Here is a 21120-nt window from a genome sequence, read left to right as displayed (position 1 = left end):
TATCAAGGATGGAAACTTTGATTACATGCTTCCTACTGATGTGAAGGAAAAAGGGGAGCTTGGAGCCATGTATCGTAATTACGAAGACATGAGACTTCGGTTAAAAGAGTCTGCTGATGAAAAGATTGAGAGAGAAAAGCAGAATAAAGAGCTTATCAGTAATATTTCTCATGATTTGAAAACGCCTATTACTGCAATCAAGGGATATTCACAGGGCCTTCTCGAAGGTGTTGCAGCCAATCCTGAAAAACAGATGAAGTACATCAGGATCATTAATAGCAAGGCCAATGATATGAACAACCTTATTAATGAGCTTACATTGTACTCAAGCATTGATAATAACCGGATCCCCTATAATTTTGTTAAACTTAATGTGGCAGAATATTTTGGAGATTGTATTGAAGAAATCGGAGCGGATCTGGAGAGTAAGCAGATAAAACTTAACTATTCCAACCTCACAGGACCTGAAACCCAGATTGTTGCAGATCCTGAGCAGATTAAGCGTGTAATTAACAACATTGTCAGCAACAGTGTCAAGTACATGCAGAGAAGCGATGGAAAAGAGCAGATTGATATAAGGATCCTGGATGAAGTTGATTCCATAAGGATAGAGCTTGAAGATAATGGAAAAGGAATAGCACAGAAAGATATTCCAAACATCTTTGACAGGTTCTACAGAACAGATGCTTCCCGCAATTCCAAGCAGGGAGGAAGCGGAATTGGTTTATCTATAGTTAAAAAGATAGTAGAAGATCATGGCGGTTATATTTGGGCAACAAGCCATGAGGGAGAAGGAACATGTATGCACTTTGTTCTGAGGAAGTACATTGAGTACGCAAACGGATCAGAGGCAGTTACAGTCGAAAACGAAACATAATAATCCAAAGAAAGGCGAGATACGTGTATGAGTAGAATTCTTATTGTTGAGGATGAAGAGGCTATTGCCGACCTCGAAAAGGACTATTTAGAGCTTAGCGACTTTGAAGTTGCTATCGAGAACACAGGAGATGCAGGTCTTCAGACTGCCCTTGCGGAGGATTTTGATCTCATAATTTTGGATCTGATGCTTCCCGGAATGGATGGATTTGAGGTTTGTAAACACATAAGAGAAAAGAAGGATGTGCCCATTCTTATGGTATCAGCAAAAAAAGATGATATCGATAAGATCAGAGGTCTTGGACTTGGAGCTGACGACTATATAACCAAGCCATTTAGCCCGTCTGAGCTGGTGGCTCGTGTTAAAGCACACATGGCAAGATATTCAAGACTTGTGGGATCAGGACATGAATCCAACGATTACGTTGAAATCAGAGGACTTAGGATTGATAAAACAGCCAGAAGAGTATATGTTGACGGCGAAGAGAAGAGCTTTACAACAAAGGAGTTTGATCTTCTCACTTTCCTTGCAGAGAATCCGAACCACGTATTTACCAAGGAAGAACTCTTCCGTAAGATCTGGAACATGGACTCAATCGGAGACATTGCGACTGTAACAGTTCATATCAAAAAGATCCGTGAAAAAATCGAATATGATACCTCAAACCCTCAGTATATTGAGACTATTTGGGGCGTTGGGTACAGATTTAAAGTTTGATAATCTTTGATTTTTTAGGCGGCAGTTTTTACTGCCGCCATTATTTTGACCTATATGAAAAAGATAGAATATATTTTTGAAGATGAAGATATAATTGTATGTCATAAGCCGGCGGGGATTGCCATAGAAGGGGCAGGCCCCGGAAAAATGGATCTGGTAAGCCAGGTTAGAAATTACCTCACAAGGAAAAATAAGCAGGAGGGTAAAAAAGGCCCTGCTTATGTAGGAACCGTCTATAGGCTTGATCAACCTGTAGAGGGAGTAATTGTGATGGGCAAAAATAAAAAGGCTACATCCAATCTTGCCGAGCAGATAAAAAAACGCACCACAGATAAGTATTATTATGCACTTTGCTATGGAAACGTGGAACCGATAAAAGCCCATGTGGAAAACTATCTTGGCAGAAGAGAGGATAGTGGATTAGCGGCTATTGTTTCTGAAGGAGAAAAGGTTCGACTAATAGGTGGTGATGTAAAAAAAGCCGAGCTTGATTATGAAGTGGTATCTTCAGATGAAAAAACCTCTCTTTTGAAAATAAAGCTTCTGACCGGAAGATTCCATCAGATAAGAGTTCAGATGGCAGGACTTGGATACCCGATTGTTGGTGACACCAAATATGGGACAAAAGAGTCAATTAAGTATTCAGAGGAAAAAGGCATTAAGACAGTGTGCCTTGCCTGCTGCAAATTTGGTTTTAAGCATCCATCTACAGGAAAAAAAGTCAATTTTGAGATAAAACCGGAATTCATAGACTATGAAAACTAAAGTATTAAAGATAATTGCATCCATCCATATAATTATGCTTTGCTCTATATTGCCGTTATATATGGAGCAAGGGTATTACAGACTTGGCGAAGCAAAGGGAACGATGTATATGCTCCTTAGTGGTGTATTTGTTCTTATTGCTTCTTTTCTTGTTGGAATAAAAAGAAATAAAAATGAAATATGGGAGTTGCTGCTTGGGGCTCTTTTCTTTGCAAATGTAGTGACACTTATATTCTCAAGTGACATAAAAACAGCTTTCCTTGGACTTGAAGGATGGAGAATAGGTTTTTTGACCACATTAATAATGGCTCTTGAATGTTACTATCTGTCAAAAGGTCTCTATATTGATGAGTATGTTATTGCTGCAATTTTTGTGACGCCATTTCTTATATTTGTAATAGGTATTTTGGGAAGATTCGGGATATATCCCATTGAAATATATGGAAGTGATACCGGCTTTCTGGCAACTATCGGTAACATCAACTGGTATGTTGGTTTTTTGGCTATATTTGTTCCTGCAGGTGTAGGCTTATCATATCTTCAAAAACCGGGAAGCAAGAGCTTTTGGGCATGTAGTCTGTATACTGTAGCAGGGCTTATGGCTCTTTTGCTTCAAGGGGCTGATAGTGGGCTTCTTGTAATAATTGGAACATATGGATTGTTACTGTTTTTGTCTCTTTCCGACAGAAGTTCTTTTCATAGGTTTATGGCACAGCTTGCGATTTTGGGACTGGTTATAGAAACAGTTAATCTGATAATGATCTTTAATCCGGGTGTGTATAACTATGATGAGAATATTCTCATTGCCCTGTGCGACCATCACAAAGGGCTTATTATAGTTGCGCTGTCTTTCTTTATATATAGGGTGTCCGCTTTGGTGGATGAAGTTGGCTTTATGTGGAAAAAGACTCTATATAGGCAGGTGCTTTGTGGATTACTCTTTGCCATCGTAGCTTTTTTCATAGTTATAATTGCCACCGGGAAGATTCCTTATAATTTCGGAAATGGCAGACTGTTTATTTGGCAGATTTCTTTTGATATGTTCCTTAACCTGTCATCCTGGCAAAAGATATTCGGAGTAGGGCAGGACTGCTATTCTTTTTATGCATACCATAGCCCGATGTGGGCAGATTCTCTTTTAAATGTCCTTGAAGGTAACAGACTTACAAATGCACATTGCGAGATGCTGACAATTCTGATAGAAAGAGGAATTGTCGGAGTAACGTTGTATTATGGCTTTATACTATATTCTTTAAGTAGGATAATAAAAAAGGAGCAAACATCTATAATATGTTTACTCCCTATAATCTCATATTTATTTAACAGTTCAGTATCTTTTTCCACACCGGTATCCACAACATTCTTGTTTACGGTAATCGGTATAGGAATGAGCTTTAAGTCAGATCAGGTATCGCAATAGAATCATCAAGTTCATGGAAAAATGTTCTGGTTTCAACAATACCGAAAAGAGCCTCCCTGTATTCAAAAAGAAATCTCTCATTGATATTCTCTTTTCCATACATCATAACTCTGCCCATATAGGCATTTAAGATTGAAACGTAGCGTTTGTCCTGATTAAACATTTTTATGATTTCATCTTTCCTTCTGCGGGGATGCTTTGAAGCAAACTTGCGGATATCAAGCTGCAAGTCTACCGGCAGTTCTTTTTCCCTCTCATGAACCGCATGAAGAATTTCATCATAAGTTTCTTCGTCAATTTTTTCAAAATGATCCGTAAACTCAAGACAGCAGGCATTATCAGGTAAATGAAGCCTCACCCTGTCTTCACCATAGACATCTTCAATCTCGGCAACAACCTTTGGTATAGCAGTTTTTCCGTTATAGTCGAGAATTATTACTTTATCTCCCTTTTTGTACATAGACACCTCCCCCTGTGTAAAGAAAACAATTGATGCAATTAGGTGTTACTTAATGACATTATAACATAAATGATGAACCTAAAAACACAATATCCATGGGCTTTTTCCAATATTTTATTAAGAAATTATAAACAGTTACTTGTTTTAAGTTATTTTAAGGTTAGCTTTATAGAATGACCTCATAAGATAAAACATTACATAAAGAAATGGAGAAAAATCATGGCAGGTTTCAAAGATGTATTTCAGAGAATTGAAGTTAAATATTTGCTGGATGACATTCAGTATAACGAGCTTATGAAAAGACTTGAGGGAATGGCTGCTATAGACAGCTATGGAGAAACTTCCATTTTAAATATATATTTCGACACTCCGGATTTTAAGCTGATTGAAAGATCACTTGAAAAACCAAAATACAAGGAAAAGCTAAGACTTAGAACTTATGGAATTGCAAGTGATGACACAAATGCTTTTATCGAGATCAAGAAAAAATATGACGGAGTAGTCTATAAAAGAAGAATCTCAATGCCATATGTCAAAGCAATTGATTACCTTGTAAATGGAAAAGAACTTGAGAACAAGTCGCAGATATCAAATGAGATTGATTATTTTCTTCAGTATTACAAGGGACTCAGACCGGCAATGGCGATATCCTATGACAGAATAGCGATGGCAGGCATTGAAGATCCGGATCTTAGAATTACATTTGATAGAAATATCAGATGGAGAACCGAGAATTTAAGTCTTTCAGAGGGAAATGTCGGAAAAGATATTTTGCTTCCGGGTCAGCACCTTATGGAGCTTAAGATTGCAGGCGCAATGTCAATGGAACTTGCAAGAATTCTCGATGAACTTAACATTAGAAAGATTTCTTTTTCCAAGTATGGAAGAGGATATCTCGAATATATGTATGGCCAGACAAACGAAATGATAATGAAGGGCATTGTGCCTGAACAGAAAAAGGAGAAATCAAACGTGGCCGTGTTTCGCAGAGCCGTGTAAGACAAGGGATAATAGAAAGGAGATTATATAAAATGACTACACAAACAGATTTAATTTTTGGATCAATATTTACAAACGGAGCTATAACAGGAGCAACATTTTTAATTGCTACACTTTGTTCTATCGCGATTGGTATTTTCATAGCGTTCATGTATACAATCAAGAATAGCTATTCAAAGAGCTTTATTATCACACTTTCATTGCTTCCGGCTATTGTTGGAGTGGTAATCATGATGGTTAACGGAAATGTTGGTGCAGGTGTCGCTGTGGCAGGAGCCTTCTCATTGGTTAGATTCCGTTCTGCTCCCGGATCAGGAAAAGAAATAGCAATTATCTTCCTTGCTATGGCAGTTGGTCTTGCAACAGGTATGGGATATATTGGAATTGCAGCAATTTTCGCAGTTATCATTTCAGTAGCAAACCTTATTCTTTCAAATTGCAGCTTCGGAGAAGGTGCAGCAGATGAGAAGACAGTAAAGATTACAGTACCTGAAAGTCTTGATTTTGAGGGAATCTTTGATGACATTTTTGAAAGATATACAACAAAGGCAGAGCTTCAGGAAGTTAAGACATCAGGAATGGGAAGTCTTTATAAGCTCAACTACAAAGTAGCAATGAGATCAAAAGCATCAACAAAAGGAATGATCGATGAGATCCGTCAGAGAAACGGAAACCTTGAAATAACATGCTCAAGACCGGTAGCAGTAAAGAGTGATGAACTTTGATTTGCAGCAATTAAAGGCCCGGGTGGTATACACCACTCAGGCCTTTTTTCTATTTATTCATTTTCTGTATGTTTTTAGGCAGTTCCTTTGGTAGCGTTACTACGAAGCGGATAATCTTGTCGCCGTCGCGGAGAGCCTCGATTGAGCCGCCATGTGATGTGGCGATTGCTCTGGCGACTGAAAGGCCAATGCCGTAGCCTCCGGTTTCACGTGCTCTTGATGAATCAGCCCTGTAGAAACGATCAAATAGGCGATCTAGATTACCGCTTGGAATTGCATCACAGGTATTAGAAACTTCAAAAGTAATGTATTTATTGCCTTTGGTTAAAAGTACATGAATGCTTCCTTTTTCTGAGGAATACTTCATGGCATTGTCTAACAGAAGTGATGCAAGTTGGTTGATTGCATTTTTATCTCCGGTAATATGTATGCCATCTTCAATATCCATCTGATATTTTTTGCCCTTTGAGGTTGCAAGAGCTTCAAAAGAAACAGCGGTATCTTTTACGGTTTTACTCATATCAAAGTCTGAAAAGACAACATGCATTCTTTCTTCATCCATTCGTGAAAGAGTCAGGAGATTTTTAACAAGACCATTCATTCTTGTAACCTGATTCTTTATACTTGTTGTCCACTCACTTTTCCCTGATTCAAGTTCAAGTACATCTACGTTGGCGGATATTACTGCCAAAGGAGTTTTTAGTTCATGCCCTGCGTCTGTGATGAATCTTTTTTGTTTTTCAAGAGATTCTACAACGGGGGCAACAGCCTGACTTGAGAATATGAAAACCAGGATAAACATCGCGATGAGAGCGCAAAGGCCAACTAAAACAGATTGAAGAAGTAAAGTCAACATATTGAGTATAGCAGCGCTCTGGTCGGAAAAAATCACAAGTTTTGTTCCATCTTCTTTTTCAGATAAGATATATCTGTATGTGTGGTAGAATCCTTTGCTTTGAGAGTTATTTGCTACATCAATTGCATATTCGGAAGCAATATTTTCTGTCACGGATGCTATATGTCCAAGATTTATTTCTGTAACATTATTGGAAGCATCAAGTCTCACCCAAAAATATCTCGATTGATAAGGCATTTCAGCATCTCTGTTGCTGTTTAGCTTGTCAAACTGAAAAGGGTTTGTTGGATTCATAGGTCGTGGATTTGGTTCGTTACCAACTGAACTTTCAGCTGTAGGCTGTATTTCTTCTTCAGAAGAAAATTGAGAGGCATCTTCAGGTCGGTCATCAAACTTCATTCCGGGGAAATAACCGTCATTATTTTCAAGCATAGTTAATAAGCGATCAGCCTCGGAAATAACATGTCGTACATTTACAATATTTATGACACCTATCATAATGACGAGTATCAGCAAAAGAGAAAGCATTGCCGTGATAACAAATTTTTTTCTGAGTTTATTAACCATAATTATAGTTCCAATCTTATGTGAAAAAATCAATTTGTCTCATTTATAGAATAACCGACGCCTCTTGAAGCTTTAATTTCGCAGGTTGCATTCAAAGCAGTCAGTTTTTTTCTAAGGTTTGAGATATAGACCCAGACTACATTAACATCGGCTTCGCCATCAGCCCAAATGCGATCCATGAAAGTATCAACGGAGATGATTCTCCCCGGATTTGTCATGAGCATTTCCATCATCTGAAATTCTCTGCTGGCAAGATGTATCTTATCATGACCGGGAGTGCAAAGCTCATATCCTGCGCGGTCCAAAGTAAGATTGCCGCAGGAGAGGTTTGTTGGAGCAAAGTCAGTCTTTCTTCGAAGCATGGCTCGTACTCTGGCTAAAAGCTCACCCATATCAAAAGGCTTAGGAAGATAGTCGTCTGCACCCAGATCAAGGCCCTTTATACGGTCATCAACTTCTGTTTTTGCTGTAAGGAATAGAACCGGAGTTGATATTCCTTTTTCGCGGAGTTTTTTTAAAACCTCCATTCCATCAAGTCCCGGCATCATTATATCCAGTATGATTCCGTCATATTCGCCGCTAAGCGCATAGTCGAGAGCATCTGTGCCGTTGTAAACGGCGTCAACTGTGTAGTTGCTGTGCTTTAAGATTGCCACAAGGGCATTAGAAAGTTCTTTTTCATCATCTGCTAATAATAATCTCATGTAATACCTCTTTAATATGAAGAAATGTTTTATTAATTCTACCATAAGAAGTTTCGCACAAATCACAAAGATATGTATAAATTATGAACATTTTAGAATTTTTTTAGACATTACCAGTACATATTTCTCTACTAAAATTTATATATATATTACTTAAGGGAGTGACAGATGAAGGAAAAGAAATCCATAATACCAATTCCGGTTTTATTCATTATTTTTATCTGCATTTTGCTAAATTTTGTCGCATGGAAGAGTGCGGCTTTTTCTGATTATTATGTGGAAAATATTTTCCCCCGCATAACATTTTTATATAGTAGGATCACCAGCATTTTTCCTTTTTCTGTTGGAGAAATAATGCTGGCATTCATAGTCTTGTTTGTGGCGTTTTCTGTTGCTTTTGTAATTGTACACAGTGCTTTTTTAATCTATGAAAAAAAGGCTTCTTCCTTAAATAAGGGATTTTTTAAAGCACAGAAAATCTTTAGTACAATTTCCAATATTCTTTACAGAGTTTCACCTGTTTTAATGGCAATTATATGTACGGTTATGACTTTGAATTGCTTCATTTTGTATCATACATCAAAGATACAGCTTTTTTCCGGGACAGATACAACTGAGTGCGATATTCAGCAGCTGGCAGAACTGAGGGATTTTGTTGTAAAAAGATGTAATGAGCTGGCAGAACAGGTGCCTCATGATGAACAGGAAAACGTCATATATGATGGTGACATGCAGCAAAAAGCCATAGAAGCAATGTCAAATTTATCTGATCGGTTTCCAAGATTGTCGGGCTTTTATACAACACCCAAGGCATTGGTTTTTTCTGATTTTATGAGCCAGCAATATATGCAAGGCTACTATTTTCCATTTTCTATGGAGGCTAACTATAACGACACAATGTCTATTATGAACAAGCCTTTTACAATGTGTCATGAACTTGCGCATACCCATGGTTATATTTATGAGGACGAGGCAAATTTTCTGGGATTTTTGGCTTGCATAAGCTCGGACGATCCGGTTTTCCAATATAGCGGATATCTCGGAGTTCTTAATTACATCAATAATGATTTTTATAAGGCTGTAAGTAAGGAAGAATATAACTCACATGTGAAGATATCAGCAAGAGTTAAGTATGACAACCTGTTCATGACAGATGAAGCCTGGGTAAAAGTGGAGTCAAAGGCGGTTGTAAAGACTGAGACAGTAAAGAAGGCTGCAGAAACATTTATAGATACTAATCTTAAAGTAAACGGGGTGTCTTCCGGAAAGTGCAGTTATTCACATGTAGTTGCACTAATTATGGATTACTATTACAATTTCCCGGAAGGGGTGTGATACAATAACCTCAATAAGGGAGAAAAATCATGAAAAAAAATATTTTTGTACTAGCAGCTACATTTATAATTTCTGCAACTCTTTTGGCCGGATGCGGAGCAACTGATGAGAAAGTTCTGGAACTTGAAACAGCAGTCGGGCTTATGATGGAGGCAAAAGAAAGCGCGGAAGAGACATATCTTGATATAACAGATTCATCCATGGAGCAGAAACTTCAGGAATTAGAAGAAAAAGCCAAGGAATATGTAGAACTTGATTATAAAAGGATTACTGATTCCAAAATTGATGAGATAATACCTGAGATCAATGAGATAACAGCAGAGTATCAGAGTCTTCAGCAGGGCTTTTCAGAGACATTGGAGCAAGAAACTAAAGAGCAGGCAGAAGCTGAAAAGCATATGAATGTCCAGTGCTATCTGGTTAATAAGACGGGAATGAACCTTGTGAGCGTTGTTTTGCACGATATTACAGAGGATACATACTCGGAAAATCTTCTTGGCGGGAATGTAACTCTTAATGCAGGATACACTTTGATGGGAGTAGTTCTGGATGTGACAAAAGCCAGCTCAGAGTTTGAGTTTGTGATCACCAATGACAACAACACAGAATTTACACTTTCTTGTGACGACTTATCAAGTTTAAAGATAGATGAGACCTCTATTACCCTTCGATATGATTCAGAAAGTAAGACCGGATCAGCATCTCTTTTTGTAAGTGACACTTCAGACGCAGGAACAGAAGAGGAAAATGTAACCTCCAGTGAAGCTTCTACAGCGTCATCTGAGGAATAAATATGACGTTTTTTGTAAAAAATGCACAATATCTTAAGAAAATCTTAAGATAATATGCACAGTTATGTCCATGACAATATTCTCTTTAAAGTATATAATCTTTTTTTGTACTGAAGCAATTGCACACTATTTTGCATAGCCACAATTGTTATACAGGCTAGAATATTGAGTACGAAAAGAGGAGAAAATATTATGAAGAAGAATATCGTAACATTACTTTCAGTTTTAACACTTTCAGCAGCAGTTCTTGCTGGTTGCGGTGAGGCAGCTACAACAGAGACAGCAGTAGAAGAGACATCTGTAGAAGAGACATCAGTTGAGGCTGTTGAAGAAGTATCAGTAGAAGAGGCTGTAGAGGCTGTTTCTGAGGACGCTTCAGTTGAGGCTTCATCAGAGGATGCAGCAGCAGACGCTTCATCAGTAGAGGAAGCTGCTACAGAAGCTACATCAGAGGATGCTGCAGCAGATGCTTCATCAGTAGAAGAAGCTGCTACAGAAGCTACATCAGCTAACAACTAATTCAATTAGATTTTAATTTATAATCAATTGCTTTAGTCAGTACATAAAAACAGACCTTCCGGTTTTTTGACCGGAAGGTCCTTTTTTTACTTATTTTTACTATTACATTCACTACATATACCGAGTATCTCAAGTTGATGGCCGGTTATTTCAAAGCCCGGAAGAGATCCGGAAACAAATTTAGAAATATCATGCAGAGGACATGTTTTAATAGGAATCTTTTTATGACAAACAGTGCAAATTGCATAGTGTTTGTGGTTACTCTTTTTTAATTCATAAACTGCTTCATCTTCTGTTGAGAGAATGGTTTTTGTTATAATCCCGGCTTTTTCAAAAGCAAGCAGATTTCTGTAGACAGTAGAAAAAGCATACTTTTCTTTTGATCCCTCAAAGTTTAAATGATCATATATTTCAGAGGCAGACATTGGCTCTTCGCTACAGAACAAAACAGTAAAGATGTCTTTTCTCTGGTGAGTTTTCTTAAAGCCTTCAGGCCAGTTTCTCTCAATAATCGAATCATAGCTTTCGGCGTGTATCTTATTACTCATATAGTCTCCGTTAAAATGTTATTCCAAGCACATCTATCAAGAGTCCGCAAACAGTGCCTATTATGAAAAGCAGGATTGCTATATTGATGTTTTCTTTCTTTTCCGGATTAACTCTGAATAAAACCAAAAGTCCAATTCCGGCTCCTACTAACAGACCGGACATCATAGTGCCAAGTGTAATCATCTGATCAAGATAAAGCTCCGTGATAATAACAGAAGCTGCACAGTTCGGAATAAGTCCTATGAGTCCTGCGAGTATGTGGCTGATCACAGGGCTTGTTTTAAGCAGCATCGAGAGCCTGTCTTCACCGATTATTTCAATAATAAGGTTAAGTGCAAGAGTCAGTACAAGTACAAATAGAAAAATATGTATTGTATGAATTAAAGCAGATTTTACAATTCCGAGAAAACTGTCGGATTCTTCGTCATCGCAATGACAGTGTTCTTTTTCGCAAAGTTCATCAATCCTTACAGGATCATCAAGCTTTTGGTTGTGAGAACTGTGATAATAATGAACAACAGCGTCAATTATGAATCCGGCAATAATTCCAATGACGGCTTTAAGAGCCAAAACAGGTATCATAGTGTTTAAGGGAACCTGGTTTGATATGAACAAAGGAATCATCTCATCGGAAGTTGAGAGATAGATAGCAATAAGAGTTCCCAAAGTGATTACTCTTCCGGCATAAAGATTGGAAGCAGCGGCGGAAAAACCACATTGTGGAAATACACCTATAAGACCTCCCCACAAAGGACCGAAATGTTCGGTTTTCTGTACTATATTTGAAGTGAAATCTTCTGTCTTGTGCTCTAAAAATTCCATTACCAAATAGGTAATAAAAAGAAACGGCAATATCTTTACTGAATCGATCAAAGCATCAACTACAACATCAATGATTAAATCCATTTTGACCTCCTGTCTTGTTAAATGCAAATGCAAATCATTAGCATTTAGAAAAAATGCAAAAAAAATATCAGTAAAGCGGGTGATGGGAATCGAACCCACGTATCTAGCTTGGAAGGCTAGTGTTCTACCATTGAACTACACCCGCACGGTGCTGACAAATATGTATTTTACTTAAGTTTATGTGGTATGTCAAGGGCTTTTATGATAAACTTTATGTGTTTGTCGATTGACAGACAATTTTAGCGGTGTTATTATGATTCCTACCAACTTACTAGGAATTACATTAGTTTAAGATTTTTCATAAATAGAAAGGGTTTTTATCATGTCAGATCAGTCTCTTTTAACCGTAAAGGATTTATCAGTTTCAATTGATAATGAGCTTCCTATATTAAATAAGATAAACCTGGACATCAAACCGGGAGAAACCCATGTGCTTATGGGACCAAACGGCGCAGGTAAGTCTACTCTTGGTTTTACTCTTATGGGTAATCCTCATTATCAGGTAACTGAAGGAAACATCATGTTTGATGGAGAGGATATCACACATATTTCAGCTGATAAAAGAGCTAAAGCAGGTATGTTCTTATCTTTCCAGAATCCATATGAAGTACCTGGCATTTCTCTTAGCAGCTTTATCAGAAACGCTTATCACGCACAAACAGGAGCACCTGTTAAGCTTATGGCTTTCCAGAAGTCACTTAAGGCTGCAATGGAGCTTCTTTCAATGGATGAGTCATACGCTGACAGAGATCTTAATGTAGGATTTTCCGGCGGCGAAAAAAAGAAAGCTGAGATCTTACAGCTCCTTATGCTTAATCCAAAATTTGCAATCCTTGATGAAACAGACTCAGGACTTGATGTTGACGCAGTTCGTACAGTTTCAAAGGGAATTGAGGAATACCAGAAAAAGAAGGATGGAGCACTCCTTATTATTACACACAGTACCAAGATCTTAGAGTCACTGCATGTTGACTATACTCACGTTCTTGTAAAGGGAAGCATAGTTCACACCGGTGACGGAACACTTGTAGATGAGATTAACGAGCACGGATTTGAGAGGTTTGTATGAGCGATAACAAGCAGGTTGTGGCAGATATAGACCACAGTATGTATGATTTCAAAGACGTAGAGAACGAAAGAGATTTCTATCGTCTTCAGGAAGGTCTTACAGAAGAAACTGTTTTAAAGGTATCAGAAGAGAAAAATGATCCTGAATGGATGAGGGATTTTAGACTTAAATGCCTGAAATTATACAACGATATCAAGATTCCTGATTGGGGCCCAAGTATAGAGGGACTCGACATGGATAAGATTTCTTCTTATGTAAGACATAAGTCTGATATGAAGGGCAGCTGGGAAGAGGTTCCGGAGGATATCAAGAACACTTTTGAAAGACTTGGAATCCCTCAGGCGGAGAGAGAGTCACTGGCAGGTGTTGGAGCACAGTACGACTCAGAGCTTGTTTACCACAACGTAAAAGATGAAGTGGCAGCTCAGGGCGTTATTTATACAGACTTAGAGTCAGCACTTCGCAGTGAGTACGCAGATATGATCAAGGAACACTTTATGAAGCTTGTTCCTCCAACTGATCATAAGTTTGCAGCTCTTCACGGGGCAGTATGGTCTGGCGGATCTTTTGTTTACGTTCCAAAGGGAGTAAAGGTTGAGATCCCTCTTCAGTCATACTTTAGATTGAATGCTGCCGGAGCAGGTCAGTTTGAGCATACTCTTATCATAGTAGATGAGGGTGCAGATCTTCACTTCATCGAAGGCTGCTCAGCTCCTAAGTACAATGTTGCCAATCTTCACGCTGGTTGCGTTGAGCTTTTTGTTGGTAAGAATGCAAGACTTCGTTACTCAACAATTGAGAACTGGTCCAAAAATATGTATAACCTCAACACCAAGAGAGCAATAGTTGAGGAAAACGGAAGAATGGAATGGGTATCAGGTTCTTTTGGATCCCATACATCATATCTTTATCCTATGACAATCCTTAAGGGTGATAATTCTCAGATGGAATTCACAGGAATCACATTTGCCGGAAAGGGTCAGAACCTTGACACCGGAGCTAAGGTTGTCCATCAGGGTAAACATACATCATCAGTTATATCAACAAAGTCCATTTCAAAGGATGGTGGAATCGGAACATACCGAAGCAGCGTAGTTATACAGAAGAGCGCTAAAAAGGCTAAAGCTTCAGTATCATGTGATTCCTTGATGCTTGATAGTATTTCAAGAGCAGATACTATTCCTGGAATGGATATCAGAACTAACGATGCTGATGTAGGACATGAGGCTAAGATTGGAAGAATTAGCGATGAAGCTGTATTCTACCTGATGTCACGCGGAATTTCAGAAGAAGATGCTAAAGCGATGATCGTCAGCGGTTTTGCAAATCCTGTTTCCAAGGAACTTCCTTTGGAATATGCCGTTGAGATGAACAATCTTATCAAGCTTGAGATGAGTGGAAACATGTGAGGATAGCTATGAATAAAGATATAAATATGAAGGTTAATGTACTGCCTGTTCTTACATACAATTTTTTGCATGTTAATGACAGTACTTTAAATGCCGGAGATATTACAATAGATAGCCTTAGTACTCCTGTAGAATCAGTTATCTCTGATGAAATTGAAGTAAAAAGAGATGTGACTTTCGAGGAAGCCGGAGAAATATTTAGGGCTAATAAGGAAAAAATCCTTAAGACAACAGGAGTTCCCGGAATTCCAAATGGCGATATGTCTTACAGAGATGAAAAGCAGGCGCTTCGCACAGGAATGGGAATCGATATAGATGAGCTTATGATAGCTACTAATGTAAAAGCTGTAGTCTATACAGTTCCTGAGAATGTAAAAACAGATAAACCTATTGTGATCAGATATGATCTTGCAAATGGACAGGGAAGCCTTTCTTCACAGGTTGTTCATGCAAGAAAGAATTCTGAAGTAACTGTCATCATGGAGTATTCATCTGAAAAAGATGCTACGGGATTCCATGGTGTTAGTACAAGGCTTCTCGCAGAAGAGGGAGCCAGGATCACACTCGTTAAAGTTCAGCTTCTTGGAAATGGCTTTGTTCATTTTGATGATATAGGCGGAGCATGTTTTGAGAAGGGCCAGATAGACCTGGTTTCTCTTGAACTTGGAGCTAAAAAGAGCTGGACAGGATGCTACACAAATCTTGTGGAAAAAGAGTCTGTATTTAACAGCAATATGGGATATCTTTGCAGAGATGACCATTCGCTTGATATAAATTATGTATCTGACCACAGAGGCAAAAAGACTGAAGCGCTCATGCAGTTTAAGGGTGTTCTCATGGATAATGCATCCAAAACTTTCAGAGGAACTATTGATTTTAAAAATGGTAGTTCTGGCTCTGTAGGTGATGAGCAGGAAGATGCTTTGCTTCTTAGCGAGGATGTAGTGAATAAGACAATGCCTGTAATTCTTTGCCAGGAAGAGGATGTTGATGGAAGACATGGCGCTACCATTGGACAGCTTGGCGAGGATATTCTGTTTTACATGCAGACAAGAGGCATTGATGAGGAAGAGGCAAAGAGGATTATTATCAAGGCAAGGCTTGAGAGCGTTGCACGTATGATCCCAGATCCAGAGATCATGCAGAAAGTTCTGTATTATATTCAGGGAATTGTTTAAGGGCAAAATAATTCGTTATTATAGGAGAAGCAATGGCTAGTTTGGGAGACTTTCGTAAGGATTTCGATATTTTAAATTCCGGTGACTATGTATATTTAGACAATGCTGCAACTTCACAGAGACCAAGGCAGGTTCTGGATGCAGTTTCAAATTTTTATAAAACATCTAATGCAAATCCACTTCGTGGTTTATATGATCTTAGCATGGCTGCAACAGAGCAGTATGAAAATGCAAGAGCAGTTGTAGCAGATTTTATTGGAGCTTCAAGACCTGAGGAAATTATTTTTACCAGAAATACTACAGAATCTTTGAATCTTGTTGCATACAGCTATGGACTTGAGAATGTTCATGAGGGTGATGATATCGTAATAACTGTAATGGAACATCACAGCAATATGCTTCCATGGCAGATGGTTGCTAAAAAGTGTAAGGCTAATCTTGTATATATGGAGCCTACAGAAGACGGTACAATCACCAAAGAAGAATACGAAAGTAAGATAACTGACAAAGCCAAAATAGTTGCAGTTGGTCATGTTTCAAATGTTATGGGTGTAACTAACCCAATAAAGGAAATTGCGGCTTACGCTCATTCAAAGGGTGCTATCATGGTTGTTGATGGAGCTCAGTCTGCACCACACATGCATGTTGATGTTAAGGATCTCGGAGCGGATTTCTTTGCTCTGTCAGGCCACAAAATGCTTGCACCGATGGGAATAGGAGCGCTTTACGGAAGATATGAGCTTCTTGAAAAGATGCAGCCATTTTTAACAGGTGGTGAGATGATCGAATATGTAACAAGAGAAGATGCTACATATGCAGAGATTCCGCACAAGTTCGAAGCTGGAACAGTTAATGCCGGTGATGCAGTAGGACTTGCTGAAGCAATTAAGTATCTTAAAAACGTAGGATTTGATACAATAAAAGAGCAGGAAGAAAAACTTACAACTCTTTTGATGGAAGGCCTTAAAAAGATGCCTTATATCAAAGTGTTTGGTTCAAAAGATCCTGCTAAGCACTGCGGAATTGTTACTTTCACAATGGAAGGAGTTCATCCACATGATATGGCATCAGTGCTTAATGATGACCATGTGTGCATAAGAGCTGGACACCATTGTGCGCAGCCTCTCATGCAGTTTATAGGGGTGGGCTCAACAGCAAGAGCAAGTGTTTATTTCTACAATACGGAAGAGGAAGTGGAAATCTTCCTCGATAAGCTTTCAAAGGTAAGAGAGGTCATGGGCTATGGAGCTTAAGCAGCTTTATCGTGAGATAGTTAATGAACACAATCTTCATCCGGTTCACAAGGGCAAAATGGAGAATCCGGATCTGGTACTTCGTGGTGTAAACCCAAGCTGTGGAGATGATATTACACTGCAGCTTAAGTTAAAAGACGGAGTTATCGAAGATGGAATGTATGATGGCAGTGGCTGTGCAATTTCACAGGCATCTGTCGATATGATGGTAGATCAGATCATTGGAAAGAAAAAAGAAGAGGCAATAAAACTTGCAGGAACATTCATGGGAATGATAAAAGGTGATATTACTGACGAGGCGAGCCTTGAAGAGCTTGATGAGGCAGCCGCGCTTCAGGATGTTGCACACATGCCTGCGAGGGTTAAATGTGCAGTTCTTGGGTGGCACACCATGCAGGAAATGCTGGAGAATCCAGAAAAGGCGCAAAACAGCTAAGTAGTAGGTGGAATATGGCAGATTCAAATATCACTAAAAATGCACTGGCTACATCACTAAAAAAACTAATGCGGGAAAAGCCTTTTGAAAAGATAAGTGTATCTGATATATGCGATGACTGTGGGATGAACAGAAAGAGCTTTTATTACCATTTCAAGGACAAGTATGATTTGGTTAATTGGATATTCTATGTTGGTTGTATAGGGAAGCTCAACTTTTCAGCATATGAGAGAGGCTGGGACGTTATGTATGACATTTGCAAGAGCTTTTATGCTGATAAAGAATTCTATAGTACAGCATTTCAAATTGATGGCCAGAATTCATTAAGGGAGTATGCTCTTGAGACTTTTGAACCGATAACGCGATACTTTTTGCAAGGCAGCACGGTAATTGGTGATGATGAAGAGTTTTTTGTCACATTCTTTGGAGATGCTTTTTTATCGGCAATCATGCGTTGGGTAAAAGAGGGAATGAACCTTACTCCGGAACAGTTTATGGAAAAAATACATAAGCTTTCGTTGGGACTGGCTGAAAAAGTTATAGAAGATGAGAACATAAATTAACCCGTATAGGCTAAAAAAGCCTATACGGGTTGTATTTATTTACAGATGATTGAGCTTATAAGATTGTTGTCATAAGGAAAATCCCAAATAAAATAAGGGGATTTTTGCTCCAGGCGTATTTCTTTTACGATGGGGCCTGCACTCATCACGCTTTCATTGGCAGGAATAAGAATGAGCATACATGATGGAAAGGCCTTTAATTTTTCGTAAAAACTCCTCTCCTTCAATAAAGCGATATCCTGATCCACATAATTGTAATATATAGAATAAAGATTGCCGGACGATGTTAGAGCTTCACAAGTGGAAACAGCATCGTTTGAAGCAGCATTTATACAAAGCAAAACATTGCCACATTTTTTTAGCATTCCCTGTTGTGCCACAGTAATCTGAGTGTCGCCTAAAAATAATAAAAAGGCACTTTCATCAAAGTCTTCAAAAATTGAAAACAGATCGTTTGGTGGTGTGGATTTACCTGTAAGCGTGATAGAAAAGGTATTGATGCCTTCTTTTCTGACATAGTCAATTCTTTTTCGGATATCAGCTAAAGATGTGGATGCATTAGGCGGATCATCAGTGCAATAGATAAAGTCTTCTTTCCATGGAAGTGTATGCCCTACTTTTTTTGAATTTGCTCTTATAACCTTGGCATAATGAGTCCAACTATAGTATCCCATATTAATTCCAAATTTCTTAAGGTTTTCATGATCAGTGTGACGAAAAACATACTGAATAAGGTCGTAATAAGGACTTTCTTCGTTTTGGAGGAGCTTTTGAAATACTTCAAAAAGAGCCTGCTGAAAATTGCCGGTAGAAAATTGTTTTCCCATATCCGCCAGGTTCCTTATGGTTCTTTTAGGATCATTTTCCATATCTTTTAATCCACGACTGACGGCCGTGTCAATCATGGCTACAGTTAACTTTGTTGAATCCATTGTTCCCCTTTTTTTGTTTGTTTAATATTTCAACATATATAGTAGATAAATGAAAATTATAAGGACATGGACAAATTGAATAAATTGTCCCAAAATGTCACATGACCATTTTTTTGTCCAATGTAATAACAAAATTTCGATTGTATAATCCAAATAAGAGGGAGAGATTGACCAGTAGGTGTGTAAAAAAGGACGGAGGTATATTATGACAACATTTGTGGAAAAAGTTTCACACAAAGCCCAAAGGCAAGCGTTTAGTATTCTTATAGACAGATTTTTAAAACATCTGGATAAATCAGAGAACAGGACAGCGACCTATCTTAAACTTGTAGATGAAGCGGGAAAATTCTGGGGTGATGGAGCAGACAAGGAAAAGCTTGAACTTGTCAAAAAAGCATTTCAGGATCCTAATAACAGGTGGGTTAAATTCCTTAACAGGGTAGTTGATGAGACAAATCCACATGTAGCTAAGATGATGATGCTCAATCTTGGATATGAAGCATTTTTCAGGGGAACCAAGATGATAAGAGCCAATAGAGAAAAATATCACTGCAATATTCCATGGCTAATTCTTTTTGATCCTACCAGTGCCTGCAATATGCATTGTGAAGGCTGCTGGTCGGGGACATACGGTCCTAAGCACAATCTCTCTTTTGAGGATATGGACAAGATAGTTACGCAGGGAAAAGAGCTTGGAGTTTACCTGTATATGATGACAGGTGGAGAGCCACTTGTTCGTAAAAAAGATGTCCTAAGACTTGCTGAAAAACATAATGATGTGGAATTTTCAATTTTTGATAATTCTACACTCATTGATGAAGATTTCTGTAAGGAAGTGGTAAGACTTGGAAATATCACATTTCAGCTTTCTATTGAAGGAACGCCTGAGACTAATGATGCACGAAGAGGAATAGGCCATTACGATGCAGTAATGAAAGCAATGGATCTCTTTAAGAAATACGGAATTGTTTACGGTACTTCAATCTGTTACACAAGAAATAATATTGAAGCTGTAACTGATCCTAAATTTATAGAGTTTATCGCTGAAAAAGGAGCAAGATTTGGTTTCTTTTTCCATTACATGCCGGTTGGAAATAACGCTGTTCCTGAACTTATGCCTACAGTTGAGCAGAGGCGTAAGATGGTGGATCAGATTAGATACTTAAGAAGTGACAAGTGTGATATAGGATTCTTTCCAATGGACTTCCAAAACGACGGAGAGTCAGTTGGAGGATGTATTGCCGGCGGAAGAAACTATTTCCACATCAATTCAAGCGGAGATGCAGAGCCATGCGTATTTATTCATTTTTCTAATACAAACATTCATACGCATTCAATACTTGAGATGCTTCAGAGCCCGTTATTCATGGAGTATCACAAAGGGCAGCCGTTTAATCGCAATCACTTAAAGCCTTGTCCAATGCTTGAGAATCCACAGCTCCTTAGGAAAATGGTTGAAAGATCCGGAGCGCATGGAACCAACGAGGAATCTGAAGAGGACGTAGAGCATCTTTGCGGAAAATGTGATGAGTATGCAAAAGAGTGGGCTCCGGTAGCTGATGAAATCTGGGCACATCAGAAGCATACCAGGAAAAAGTATGAGAATTACATCAAAGAAAAGAGAGAGAATGGAACATTGGCAGCGTTTGAAGCCAAGCCGAAGAAGGAGAGCAAAGAGACCGTTAAAGGTGCATGAAAAATGTAAGGTTTGTAATTTATAAATAGAGCCACGCAAGACTCGAAATTTGCTTTGCAAATTTCTCATTTACGCGGCGTTCGCCGCATAAACCAAATAAACAGGATACAAGTTCTTAGATGAGTAAACTCCTCACGAACTCGTATCCTGTTTATTTGTCTTGCGTGGCTCACTTTGACGCGAAAAAAAGTACCATCCCCATAGGATATACCTACGAAAACAGTACTCGGCGTGCGCTGCCAGGGTCTCGAACCCTGGACAACCTGATTAAGAGTCAGGTGCTCTACCAACTGAGCTAGCAGCGCATTTATTTGTTTGTGCCGTTCTTAACGACAAGTGATATATTACTACGGCATAAAAAGAAATGCAAGTACTTTTTTTAAAATTTTTTTAT

At 38.5% G+C, this 21120-nt stretch carries 22 protein-coding genes and 2 tRNA genes; 16 read left to right on the top strand and 8 right to left on the bottom strand.

The window, feature by feature from the left end; all coding sequences use genetic code 11:
• The 4 genes from J6O61_RS16825 to J6O61_RS16810 form a co-directional block, all read left to right on the top strand.
• Positions 1-877, top strand: an 877-nt coding sequence (locus tag J6O61_RS16825; protein WP_292215475.1) for a sensor histidine kinase, incomplete at its 5' end; no start/stop codon positions are given.
• Positions 878-904: 27 nt separating this feature from the next.
• Positions 905-1594 carry a response regulator transcription factor gene (locus J6O61_RS16820; RefSeq protein ID WP_022772142.1) on the top strand — a complete coding sequence of 230 codons (690 nt, stop codon included), beginning with the start codon at positions 905-907 and terminating at the stop codon, positions 1592-1594.
• A 54-nt stretch (positions 1595-1648) separates the two neighbouring features.
• A complete protein-coding gene (locus tag J6O61_RS16815) occupies positions 1649-2359 on the top strand; it encodes an RluA family pseudouridine synthase (RefSeq protein ID WP_292215474.1) in 711 nt (236 codons plus the stop codon).
• On the top strand, positions 2349-3779 hold the full coding sequence (locus J6O61_RS16810; protein ID WP_292215473.1) for a hypothetical protein: 1431 nt from the start codon (positions 2349-2351) through the stop codon (positions 3777-3779). The genes J6O61_RS16815 and J6O61_RS16810 overlap by 11 nt, the downstream gene beginning before the upstream one ends.
• Here J6O61_RS16810 and J6O61_RS16805 read toward each other — a convergent pair.
• Complete coding sequence (locus J6O61_RS16805; protein ID WP_292215472.1) at positions 3754-4239, bottom strand: hypothetical protein; 486 nt, start codon at positions 4237-4239, stop codon at positions 3754-3756. The two genes, J6O61_RS16810 and J6O61_RS16805, sit on opposite strands and share 26 nt — an antisense overlap.
• Before the next feature lie 219 nt (positions 4240-4458).
• Between J6O61_RS16805 and J6O61_RS16800 the strand changes: the two genes are divergently transcribed.
• Positions 4459-5238: a polyphosphate polymerase domain-containing protein gene (locus J6O61_RS16800; protein WP_292215471.1), complete on the top strand. Its 780-nt coding sequence runs from the start codon at positions 4459-4461 to the stop codon at positions 5236-5238.
• A gap of 32 nt (positions 5239-5270) precedes the next feature.
• The gene (locus J6O61_RS16795) at positions 5271-5963 is read left to right on the top strand and encodes a DUF4956 domain-containing protein (RefSeq protein ID WP_292215470.1); all 693 of its coding nucleotides are present in this window, start codon (positions 5271-5273) and stop codon (positions 5961-5963) included.
• A 49-nt stretch (positions 5964-6012) separates the two neighbouring features.
• Here J6O61_RS16795 and J6O61_RS16790 read toward each other — a convergent pair whose 3' ends face one another.
• The gene (locus J6O61_RS16790; protein ID WP_292215469.1) at positions 6013-7386 is read right to left on the bottom strand and encodes a sensor histidine kinase; all 1374 of its coding nucleotides are present in this window, start codon (positions 7384-7386) and stop codon (positions 6013-6015) included.
• Positions 7387-7415: 29 nt separating this feature from the next.
• Positions 7416-8090 carry a response regulator transcription factor gene (locus J6O61_RS16785; RefSeq protein WP_292215468.1) on the bottom strand — a complete coding sequence of 225 codons (675 nt, stop codon included), beginning with the start codon at positions 8088-8090 and terminating at the stop codon, positions 7416-7418.
• Positions 8091-8258: 168 nt separating this feature from the next.
• Here J6O61_RS16785 and J6O61_RS16780 point away from each other — a divergent pair, with 168 nt between their 5' ends.
• The 3 genes from J6O61_RS16780 (at position 8259) to J6O61_RS16770 (ending at position 10735) form a co-directional block, all read left to right on the top strand.
• A complete protein-coding gene (locus tag J6O61_RS16780) occupies positions 8259-9425 on the top strand; it encodes a DUF3810 domain-containing protein (RefSeq protein WP_292215467.1) in 1167 nt (388 codons plus the stop codon).
• 29 nt (positions 9426-9454) lie between these two features.
• Positions 9455-10216, top strand: a complete 762-nt coding sequence (locus tag J6O61_RS16775) for a hypothetical protein (protein WP_292215466.1) — start codon at positions 9455-9457, stop codon at positions 10214-10216.
• Between the two features lie 192 nt (positions 10217-10408).
• Complete coding sequence (locus J6O61_RS16770) at positions 10409-10735, top strand: hypothetical protein (protein ID WP_292215465.1); 327 nt, start codon at positions 10409-10411, stop codon at positions 10733-10735.
• 86 nt (positions 10736-10821) lie between these two features.
• Here the strand turns inward: J6O61_RS16770 and J6O61_RS16765 are convergent, their stop codons facing one another.
• From J6O61_RS16765 to J6O61_RS16755, 3 genes are all read right to left on the bottom strand, one after another.
• Positions 10822-11283 carry a Fur family transcriptional regulator gene (locus J6O61_RS16765; protein ID WP_292215464.1) on the bottom strand — a complete coding sequence of 154 codons (462 nt, stop codon included), beginning with the start codon at positions 11281-11283 and terminating at the stop codon, positions 10822-10824.
• A gap of 10 nt (positions 11284-11293) precedes the next feature.
• On the bottom strand, positions 11294-12190 hold the full coding sequence (locus J6O61_RS16760) for a putative manganese transporter (protein WP_292215463.1): 897 nt from the start codon (positions 12188-12190) through the stop codon (positions 11294-11296).
• Positions 12191-12264: 74 nt separating this feature from the next.
• Positions 12265-12335 (bottom strand) — tRNA-Gly (locus J6O61_RS16755).
• 177 nt (positions 12336-12512) lie between these two features.
• On the opposite strand from J6O61_RS16755, the gene sufC reads away from it, so the two are divergent.
• Genes sufC through J6O61_RS16725 form a run of 6 tightly spaced genes read left to right on the top strand, consistent with a single transcriptional unit; the run spans position 12513 to position 18098 of the window.
• A complete protein-coding gene (gene sufC, locus J6O61_RS16750; protein ID WP_292145127.1) occupies positions 12513-13259 on the top strand; it encodes a Fe-S cluster assembly ATPase SufC in 747 nt (248 codons plus the stop codon).
• On the top strand, positions 13256-14668 hold the full coding sequence (gene sufB / locus J6O61_RS16745) for a Fe-S cluster assembly protein SufB (protein WP_292215462.1): 1413 nt from the start codon (positions 13256-13258) through the stop codon (positions 14666-14668). The genes sufC and sufB overlap by 4 nt, the downstream gene beginning before the upstream one ends.
• Positions 14669-14676: 8 nt before the next feature.
• Complete coding sequence (locus tag J6O61_RS16740; protein ID WP_292215461.1) at positions 14677-15846, top strand: SufB/SufD family protein; 1170 nt, start codon at positions 14677-14679, stop codon at positions 15844-15846.
• A 32-nt stretch (positions 15847-15878) separates the two neighbouring features.
• Entirely contained in the window at positions 15879-17099 is a 1221-nt protein-coding gene (locus tag J6O61_RS16735; protein ID WP_292215460.1) for an aminotransferase class V-fold PLP-dependent enzyme, read from the top strand.
• On the top strand, positions 17089-17535 hold the full coding sequence (sufU, locus tag J6O61_RS16730; RefSeq protein WP_292193097.1) for a Fe-S cluster assembly sulfur transfer protein SufU: 447 nt from the start codon (positions 17089-17091) through the stop codon (positions 17533-17535). Before J6O61_RS16735 ends, sufU begins: the two co-directional genes overlap by 11 nt.
• A gap of 14 nt (positions 17536-17549) precedes the next feature.
• Positions 17550-18098 carry a TetR/AcrR family transcriptional regulator C-terminal domain-containing protein gene (locus J6O61_RS16725; protein ID WP_292215459.1) on the top strand — a complete coding sequence of 183 codons (549 nt, stop codon included), beginning with the start codon at positions 17550-17552 and terminating at the stop codon, positions 18096-18098.
• Between the two features lie 35 nt (positions 18099-18133).
• Here the strand turns inward: J6O61_RS16725 and J6O61_RS16720 are convergent, their stop codons facing one another.
• The gene (locus J6O61_RS16720; protein WP_292215458.1) at positions 18134-19030 is read right to left on the bottom strand and encodes a hypothetical protein; all 897 of its coding nucleotides are present in this window, start codon (positions 19028-19030) and stop codon (positions 18134-18136) included.
• 205 nt (positions 19031-19235) lie between these two features.
• On the opposite strand from J6O61_RS16720, the gene J6O61_RS16715 reads away from it, so the two are divergent.
• On the top strand, positions 19236-20726 hold the full coding sequence (locus J6O61_RS16715) for a radical SAM protein (protein ID WP_292215457.1): 1491 nt from the start codon (positions 19236-19238) through the stop codon (positions 20724-20726).
• A gap of 232 nt (positions 20727-20958) precedes the next feature.
• Here the strand turns inward: J6O61_RS16715 and J6O61_RS16710 are convergent.
• Positions 20959-21031: transfer RNA gene (locus tag J6O61_RS16710), tRNA-Lys, on the bottom strand.
• Positions 21032-21120 lie beyond the last annotated feature (89 nt).

The sequence above is a fragment of the Butyrivibrio sp. genome (assembly GCF_017635265.1).
Classification (GTDB): Bacteria; Bacillota; Clostridia; order Lachnospirales; family Lachnospiraceae; genus Butyrivibrio.
This window is presented reverse-complemented; position numbering and strand designations above follow the sequence as displayed.

What these genes read in the sequence shown, in the direction of transcription:
- J6O61_RS16820 (WP_022772142.1), top strand. Translation starts at nt 905, where the DNA reads ATGAGTAGAATTCTTATTGTTGAGGATGAAGAGGCTATTGCCGACCTC.
- J6O61_RS16815 (WP_292215474.1), top strand. Translation starts at nt 1,649, where the DNA reads ATGAAAAAGATAGAATATATTTTTGAAGATGAAGATATAATTGTATGT.
- J6O61_RS16810 (WP_292215473.1), top strand. Translation starts at nt 2,349, where the DNA reads ATGAAAACTAAAGTATTAAAGATAATTGCATCCATCCATATAATTATG.
- J6O61_RS16805 (WP_292215472.1), bottom strand. Translation starts at nt 4,239, where the DNA reads ATGTACAAAAAGGGAGATAAAGTAATAATTCTCGACTATAACGGAAAA.
- J6O61_RS16800 (WP_292215471.1), top strand. Translation starts at nt 4,459, where the DNA reads ATGGCAGGTTTCAAAGATGTATTTCAGAGAATTGAAGTTAAATATTTG.
- J6O61_RS16795 (WP_292215470.1), top strand. Translation starts at nt 5,271, where the DNA reads ATGACTACACAAACAGATTTAATTTTTGGATCAATATTTACAAACGGA.
- J6O61_RS16790 (WP_292215469.1), bottom strand. Translation starts at nt 7,386, where the DNA reads ATGGTTAATAAACTCAGAAAAAAATTTGTTATCACGGCAATGCTTTCT.
- J6O61_RS16785 (WP_292215468.1), bottom strand. Translation starts at nt 8,090, where the DNA reads ATGAGATTATTATTAGCAGATGATGAAAAAGAACTTTCTAATGCCCTT.
- J6O61_RS16780 (WP_292215467.1), top strand. Translation starts at nt 8,259, where the DNA reads ATGAAGGAAAAGAAATCCATAATACCAATTCCGGTTTTATTCATTATT.
- J6O61_RS16775 (WP_292215466.1), top strand. Translation starts at nt 9,455, where the DNA reads ATGAAAAAAAATATTTTTGTACTAGCAGCTACATTTATAATTTCTGCA.
- J6O61_RS16770 (WP_292215465.1), top strand. Translation starts at nt 10,409, where the DNA reads ATGAAGAAGAATATCGTAACATTACTTTCAGTTTTAACACTTTCAGCA.
- J6O61_RS16765 (WP_292215464.1), bottom strand. Translation starts at nt 11,283, where the DNA reads ATGAGTAATAAGATACACGCCGAAAGCTATGATTCGATTATTGAGAGA.
- J6O61_RS16760 (WP_292215463.1), bottom strand. Translation starts at nt 12,190, where the DNA reads ATGGATTTAATCATTGATGTTGTAGTTGATGCTTTGATCGATTCAGTA.
- sufC (WP_292145127.1), top strand. Translation starts at nt 12,513, where the DNA reads ATGTCAGATCAGTCTCTTTTAACCGTAAAGGATTTATCAGTTTCAATT.
- sufB (WP_292215462.1), top strand. Translation starts at nt 13,256, where the DNA reads ATGAGCGATAACAAGCAGGTTGTGGCAGATATAGACCACAGTATGTAT.
- J6O61_RS16740 (WP_292215461.1), top strand. Translation starts at nt 14,677, where the DNA reads ATGAATAAAGATATAAATATGAAGGTTAATGTACTGCCTGTTCTTACA.
- J6O61_RS16735 (WP_292215460.1), top strand. Translation starts at nt 15,879, where the DNA reads ATGGCTAGTTTGGGAGACTTTCGTAAGGATTTCGATATTTTAAATTCC.
- sufU (WP_292193097.1), top strand. Translation starts at nt 17,089, where the DNA reads ATGGAGCTTAAGCAGCTTTATCGTGAGATAGTTAATGAACACAATCTT.
- J6O61_RS16725 (WP_292215459.1), top strand. Translation starts at nt 17,550, where the DNA reads ATGGCAGATTCAAATATCACTAAAAATGCACTGGCTACATCACTAAAA.
- J6O61_RS16720 (WP_292215458.1), bottom strand. Translation starts at nt 19,030, where the DNA reads ATGGATTCAACAAAGTTAACTGTAGCCATGATTGACACGGCCGTCAGT.
- J6O61_RS16715 (WP_292215457.1), top strand. Translation starts at nt 19,236, where the DNA reads ATGACAACATTTGTGGAAAAAGTTTCACACAAAGCCCAAAGGCAAGCG.